We start from the raw sequence: 6,649 nt of genomic DNA, 5'->3' as shown, positions 1-6,649 counted from the left end.
TGCCTGATGCACTGTGTGCCTCATTGAATGGGGCCGCTTCGCAGCCCAGCGCGGGGCAAGCCCGCTCGCCACAATAGTCCACTTGGCATGAAGAGGGCTGAGCTCATCGGAATCGATCCAGGCGATAAGGCGCCAATGGCTGTGCCGGCTTTGCACTCGCCAGTCCCGCCACCATCTCCGCCGTCACCGCGGCCTGCGTCAGCCCCAGATGCTGGTGCCCGAACGCGAGCAACACTTTTCCTTCGCACACCCGATCGATAATCGGCAGCGAGTCCGGCAGGGACGGCCGAAAACCCATCCACGTCGTTGCATCCCGTGCATCCAGGTTTTCCCGGAACAAGCCTTTGCTCAACCGATGCAACTGCCAGGCACGTTGCATGTTCGCCGGGCGTTCGAGGCCGGCGAATTCCACGGTGCCGGCCAGGCGCAGGCCTTCGGTCATGGGGGTCATGATGAACTTGCGTTCCAGGGAAGTGACGGCAAACGGCAGGCGGTGCTGCTCGTGGGGCAGCATCAGGTGGTAGCCGCGTTCCGTGTCCAGCGGGACGTTTTTGCCGGTGAGTGCAGCGGTGAGTTTGGCCGAGTGGGCACCGCAGGCGATCAGTACCTGGCGTGCCACCAAGCGTCCCTGATCGGTCGTCAGTGAGACGCCCGGTTCTTCAAGGCGTGCATCCAGTACCCGGCGCTTGAGGAAGTGCACCCCACTGGCCTTGGCGGCCTCAACCAGTTCACACACCACGCGGTAAGGGTCGAGGAAGTGCCCGGTACCGGGAAAAAACAGACCACCCTGAAGGTGGTCGCTCAATTGCGGTGCGGCTTGGCGTATAGCCTCGCCGGACCAGAAATCCACGCGCACTTGCTGCTGTTGCATGCGCCGTTGCAGGGCTTCGAGGGCCGGGCGTGAGTCGGCCTGTTCAAACACCAGCAGCGAGCCATCCTCACGCAGCCACTCCGCACGCCCGATGCTGTGCAGCAGGCGTTGCCAGGCGCCGAGGCTGCCTTCATTGAGCGTGCGAATCCCCGCGACGGTGCGCTGATAGTTCGCCGGACGCAGGTTCAGTAGCAGCCGCAGGAACCAGGGCAGGGCGTGCGGCAGGTATTTCCAATCCAGGCGCAGCGGGCCCATGGGGTCTAGCAGCATGCCGGGCAAGCGCTTGAGGATCGACAGGTCGGCAATCGGGAACACCTGCTCGGTCGCCAGGTGCCCGGCGTTGCCATAGGACGCGCCCATGCCGGGCTCCTGCGCGTCGACTACCAGCACTTTCCGGCCCTGACGCGCCAGTTGCAGTGCGCAGGCGACACCGATAATGCCGGCGCCGACCACTACGATATCGGGATCGGACATCGCCTATGCCTCTCTCTGGCCGTCGAGCAAGCGCCGCAGCAGCAACGGGTTGCCGTGCCGGAGCGCATCGGGCAACAACGCGTCGGGGAAGTCCTGATAACACACCGGCCGCAAGAATCGCTGGATCGCCGCCGTGCCTACCGATGTGCTGCGCGATTCCGAGGTGGCCGGGAAAGGGCCGCCATGAACCATGGCGTCACACACTTCTACGCCGGTCGGCCAGCCATTGACCAGCAAGCGCCCGGCCCTGCGCTCAAGCACCGGCAGCAGGGCCTTGGCGTCTGGCAGGTCGTCTTCGTCGAGCTGCAACGTCGCGGTGAGCTGGCCTTCGAGGTGTTCGGACACCTGGCGTATTTCCTCGACATTGGCGCAGGCGACAACCAAGGATGACGCGCCAAAGACCTCAGCTTGCAGGTGCTCATTGGCGAGAAAATCCTGCGCCTGGGTCACGAACAGATGCGCCTGGCCTTGATGGGGACCCGTCGCCGCCAAGCCCTGCGCGGCGACCTTGGCGTGTTCAGTCAGTGCGACCACGCCAGAAGTGAAGGCGCTGGCAATTCCCGGCGTCAGCATGGTCTGCGCTGCGCAACTGTGCAGCCGCTCAGCGGCGCTACTGATGAAGCGATCCAAGGCGGGACCTTGCACCCCAATGACCAATCCCGGGTTGGTGCAGAACTGCCCGGCACCCTGGGTCAATGACGCCACAAACCCCTGGGCCAATGCGTCACCCCTGGCCGTCAACGCCGCCGGAAACAGGTACACCGGGTTGATCGAACTCATTTCCGCATACACCGGAATCGGCTCCGGCCGCGCCTGTGCTGCGTGGATCAGCGCAAGGCCGCCGCTGCGCGAGCCGGTAAAGCCGACGGCCTTGATCCGCGGGTCGGTGACCAACGCCATTCCGACTTCACGGCCCGACCCGTACAGCAGCGAAAACACGCCCTCCGGCAGGCCACACGCCTTGACCGCCTGCGCCACCGCCCGGCCCACCAGTTCACTGGTGCCGGGGTGCGCACCATGGGCCTTGACGATGACCGGGCAACCGGCAGCCAGCGCTGAGGCGGTGTCGCCACCGGCCACGGAAAACGCCAAGGGGAAGTTGCTCGCACCAAAGACGGCCACTGGCCCGAGCGCGATATGGCGCTGACGCAAGTCTGGGCGCGGCAGTGGCTGGCGCTGCGGCTGCGCGGTGTCCACCCGCGCATCCAACCATTCTCCCGCGCGTACGGTGCGGGCAAAGGTACGCAGTTGCCCGCAGGTGCGCCCGCGCTCGCCTTGGATGCGTGCGTGGGGCAGGCCGGTTTCGGCAACAGCGCGTTCGATCAATTCATCGCCCAGCGCTTCGATGTGCGCGGCGACGGTCTCGAGGAACGTGGCACGTACCTCAAGCGACGTTTCGCGGTACACATCAAACGCCGCCCACGCCAAGGCACAAGCCTGTGCGACAGGCTCGCCGTCGCCGCCCAGGTAGGCGGGCTCCAAGGTGGCGTCGGTGGCGGGATTGATCGCCCGGATCGCCTCGCGGTTACCGGAAATGGCGTGCTGACCGATCAGCATCTTGCCCGTCAGAGTCATGGGATTTTCCTGGAAAAAGAGGGTTGGCCGCTGCGAGAGCCGCAGCGGCGCGGATGGGGTCAGGCGACGTTCTGTTCCGCCGACCAGTTGGCGTACCACTGGCGGAACAGCGCGTACTGGTTTTCTGCGTAGCGACGCTGGGCCTCGCTGAGCACGTCGGTTTCGTTGAAGTGCAAGGCGTAGCCCTTGTCACCGTTGAGCACCATCAGGTGCTTGTAATACAGCACCAGGTCACAGCCTTCATCGAACGACGACAGCACTGCCAGCGCGGCTTCCAACTCACGGGCCTGGCGGCGGGCCTTGGCATCGCCCTTGGCGGCTTTTTTGCTCAGCGCGACCAGTTGCAGCACTTCCCGAGGCAGGGCGTTGCCGATGCCGGTGATGGCGCCGGTGGCGTTGCAGTTGACGAAACCATGCACCACCTGAGTGTCGACGCCGACCATCAGGGTCACGTTATCGTCCTGGGACGTGATGTGTTCCGCGGCGTAGCGCAGGTCGGCACCGCCGCCGAACTCCTTGAAACCGATCAGGTTCGGGTGTTCGCGGCGCAGTTCGAAGAACAGGTCGGCGCGGGTGGCGAAGCCGTAGTAGGGGCTGTTGTAGATCACCGCCGGCAGGTTGGGCGCCGCCTTCAGGATCGCCGAGAAGTGCGCCTTCTGCGCGGTAGCGGAGGCACCACGGGACAGCACACGCGGAATCACCATCAGGCCCTGGGCGCCGACCTTGGCCGCGTGGGCGGCATGGGCCACGGCTTCACGGCTGTTGACCGCGCCGGTCCCGACAATGGTCGGCACGCCTGCCGCCGCCAGGCGTGCCACGCCTTCCTGGCGCTCGGCCTCGGTGAGCAACGGCCAGTCGCCCATGGAACCGCAGTACACCACGGCGCTCATGCCGATATCGATCAGCTCGCGGCCCTTGGCGACCAGGGCGTCGAAGTCGGGCTTGCGCTCAGGCGTGCACGGGGTCATCAGGGCGGGGATGCAGCCAGTGAAGATGTTGTCGCTCATTGTGCTAACTCCAGTTTCCAGTCAAGTAAGGGAGGGCTCAGATGCCCCAGGCAAACGGGTCCTGCGCATCGATCAGCAAGGTGCTGTCGGCGGTCATGTAGGCGCGGCCGGTGATGAACGGGCGCACACGCTCGCCGTCCCATTCATAGCGGCCTTCGAATCGGCTGCCGGTGATGCTGGCTTGTATCCACGGCTGGCCGGGGGCGAGCTTTCCATCGGCGGCCAGGCACGCGAGCTTGGCGCTGGTACCCGTGCCGCAGGGGGAGCGGTCGTAGGCTTTGCCGGGGCACATCACGAAATTTCGGCTGTCGGCGTGGTCGTCGTCGGCGAACAACTCGATATGGTCGATCAGTGCACCGTCCGCGCCATGGATGCCTTGGTCTTCAAGGGCCTTGAGCATCGCCCAGGTGTAGTCGGTGAGGGCGTCGACGTTGTCCATCTGCAGGCGCTGGCCATGCTCGGAGACCAGGAAAAACCAGTTGCCGCCCCAGGCGATGTCGCCCAGCACCACACCGTGGCCTGGCACTTCCACCGGCACTTGGCGGCGATGGCGGTAGGCAGGCACATTGCCCAGGGTCACGGCACCGTCATCGTGCAACGTCGCTTCAACTAGGCCTACGGGCGTGTCGATGCGGTGCACGCCAGGCGCGATGCGACCCAGGTGATGCAAGGAGGCGACCAGGCCAATCGTGCCGTGCCCGCACATGCCCAGGTAGCCGGCGTTATTGAAGAAGATCACACCGCAGATGGCGCCCGGTGTGACCGGCTCGCAGTACAGCGCGCCGACCAGTACATCGTTGCCACGCGGTTCCAGAATGCAGGCGCGGCGCCATTTGTCATGCTCGCTGCGCAGGTTTTCCAAATGCTCGGCCAGGGTATTGCCGGTCAGCGTGGGGAAACCGCTCATCACCAGGCGGGTCGGTTCGCCGCCGGTGTGGGAGTCGATCACATGCAATCGCTTCATAAAACGCTCCAATCAGTGGGTAGCCGGGGTCAGCGGTGCACGTCCATGGGGCTCGTCGACGGCTTCGCTTTCGTCGGCTTCGTGTTCCAGGCGCACCAGATGGGCCGGCACGCCAGTGGCGGCACCCCAGTAGTAAATGCCCAGGGCGCAGGCGGCGACGACCAGCGTGTCAAACGGGTGGCTGATGACCCCGACGCCACCAAAACTGCCGAGTTTGGACAGCAGGATGGTCACCGCGTAGAAGCCGATCAGCCAGGCGGATGAGCGCACTTGCTGCTTAAGGTTGAGGTGCGCGGTCGGTACCCAGCGGGCGCACAGCAGGTACACCACGAACATCAGGATTTGCAGGCCGAGCAGCCAGGAGACGGTGCTCCAGCCCGACCAGTACACGATCAGCGCGGCGATGATGAACGACAGTGGGCCGAGCACCGCCATGCCCTTGACCCGGAACGGACGCGCCATCTGTGGGGCATTGCGCCGCAGCGCCGCCACGGTGACCGGGGCGACGGCGTAGCTGAGGATCAGCGCCGCGGACACCACATTGATCAGCGCTTCCCAGGACGGGAACGGCAGGGTCCAGAACACCGACAGGCCAAAGGTCAGCCACAACGCCGGGCGTGGAATGCCGGACTTCTCATCGATACGCGTGAAGATTTTGAAGAACGTGCCGGTCTGCGCCCAGCCATACACCACGCGTGGCGTGGCATTCATGTAGATATTGCCGCAGCCGCTGGGGGAGATCACCGCGTCGGCGACCACCAGATACGCCAGCCAACCCACGCCCAGCGCCAGGGCGATGTCACGATAGGGCAGCGCCAGTTCCTTGCTGATCCCGGCCCAGCCATTGGCGAGCATTTCCGTGGGCACGCCACCGAGGAATGCGGTCTGCAGCAACACATAGATGGCGGTCGACAGCAGCACCGAGAGGATCAGTGCAATCGGAATCGTGCGTTGCGGGTTCTTCACTTCACTGGCCACCGAGATGATCGGCGTGAGCCCCAGGTAGGCAAAAATCACTCCACCGGCCGACACGGCCATCTCGATACCCGACAGGCCAAACGGCGCGAAACCGTGCACCTGGAAGTTCGCCGGTTTGAAGAACGTGAACAGCACGCCGATCACCAGCAACGGCACGATGAACTTGAACACGCTCACCAGGTTGTTGGCGATGGCGAAGGTCTTCACGCTGCGGTAATTGAGGATGAAAAACAGGCACAGCAGGGCGAATTGCACGAGCCAGCCGAGTGTGGTCGGGTCACTTGAACCGGCCTTGGTCAACTCGGGAAACCAGGCCGCGGCGTACTGGCGCGAGGCGACCACTTCAATGGCCACCAGGCTGGAAAACGCGATCAGCGTGATAAAGCCCATCAGGTAGCCCAACAGCGGGCCGTGGGAGTAGACCGGGTAACGCACCACGCCGCCGGCACGGGGCAATGCGGCGCCCAGCTCGCAGTACACAATGCCCAACAGCAGCACCGCGAAACCACCGATAAGCCAGGAAATGATACCCGCAGGGCCTGCAATCGCAGACACGTGACTGGCCGCGAATAACCAGCCCGAACCAAAGATGGCACCCAGCCCGATAAAGGTGAGGTCCATCAATGACAGTTGTTTCTTGAACTTGCCTTGACCTGACATAGCGTCGCCTTCTTGTGAGTTATTGGATAGGCATGCAGTGGCCATACAGTGAACGCATGGGCGGCGGCGCGATTGATGTTTTTTGCCGGCAACGATGACGAAATCAGCACAGTTTTCGCC

5 protein-coding genes are annotated in these 6,649 nt (G+C 64.2%); all 5 read right to left on the bottom strand.

From position 1 onward, the window contains the following. Positions 1-103: 103 nt before the first annotated feature. The 5 genes from BM70_RS0111425 to BM70_RS0111405 are packed head-to-tail and all read right to left on the bottom strand — an operon-like array spanning position 104 to position 6,529. Positions 104-1,345, bottom strand: a complete 1,242-nt coding sequence (locus BM70_RS0111425; protein WP_025856140.1) for an FAD-binding oxidoreductase — start codon at positions 1,343-1,345, stop codon at positions 104-106. A gap of 3 nt (positions 1,346-1,348) precedes the next feature. After that, on the bottom strand, positions 1,349-2,920 hold the full coding sequence (locus BM70_RS0111420; RefSeq protein WP_025856139.1) for an aldehyde dehydrogenase (NADP(+)): 1,572 nt from the start codon (positions 2,918-2,920) through the stop codon (positions 1,349-1,351). A gap of 59 nt (positions 2,921-2,979) precedes the next feature. Then, a complete protein-coding gene (locus tag BM70_RS0111415; protein WP_025856138.1) occupies positions 2,980-3,927 on the bottom strand; it encodes a dihydrodipicolinate synthase family protein in 948 nt (315 codons plus the stop codon). A gap of 37 nt (positions 3,928-3,964) precedes the next feature. Continuing rightward, complete coding sequence (locus tag BM70_RS0111410) at positions 3,965-4,891, bottom strand: 4-hydroxyproline epimerase (protein WP_025856137.1); 927 nt, start codon at positions 4,889-4,891, stop codon at positions 3,965-3,967. A gap of 12 nt (positions 4,892-4,903) precedes the next feature. Next, on the bottom strand, positions 4,904-6,529 hold the full coding sequence (locus BM70_RS0111405; protein ID WP_025856136.1) for an APC family permease: 1,626 nt from the start codon (positions 6,527-6,529) through the stop codon (positions 4,904-4,906). Positions 6,530-6,649: the final 120 nt, after the last annotated feature.

Origin of the sequence: Pseudomonas sp. CHM02, assembly GCF_000612585.1 — a bacterium.
Taxonomy (GTDB): Bacteria; Pseudomonadota; Gammaproteobacteria; order Pseudomonadales; family Pseudomonadaceae; genus Aquipseudomonas.
The sequence above is the reverse complement of the archived record's forward strand: the minus strand, read 5'-3'. Positions and strand labels throughout refer to the sequence as shown.

What these genes read in the sequence shown, in the direction of transcription:
- BM70_RS0111425 (WP_025856140.1), bottom strand. Translation starts at nt 1,345, where the DNA reads ATGTCCGATCCCGATATCGTAGTGGTCGGCGCCGGCATTATCGGTGTC.
- BM70_RS0111420 (WP_025856139.1), bottom strand. Translation starts at nt 2,920, where the DNA reads ATGACTCTGACGGGCAAGATGCTGATCGGTCAGCACGCCATTTCCGGT.
- BM70_RS0111415 (WP_025856138.1), bottom strand. Translation starts at nt 3,927, where the DNA reads ATGAGCGACAACATCTTCACTGGCTGCATCCCCGCCCTGATGACCCCG.
- BM70_RS0111410 (WP_025856137.1), bottom strand. Translation starts at nt 4,891, where the DNA reads ATGAAGCGATTGCATGTGATCGACTCCCACACCGGCGGCGAACCGACC.
- BM70_RS0111405 (WP_025856136.1), bottom strand. Translation starts at nt 6,529, where the DNA reads ATGTCAGGTCAAGGCAAGTTCAAGAAACAACTGTCATTGATGGACCTC.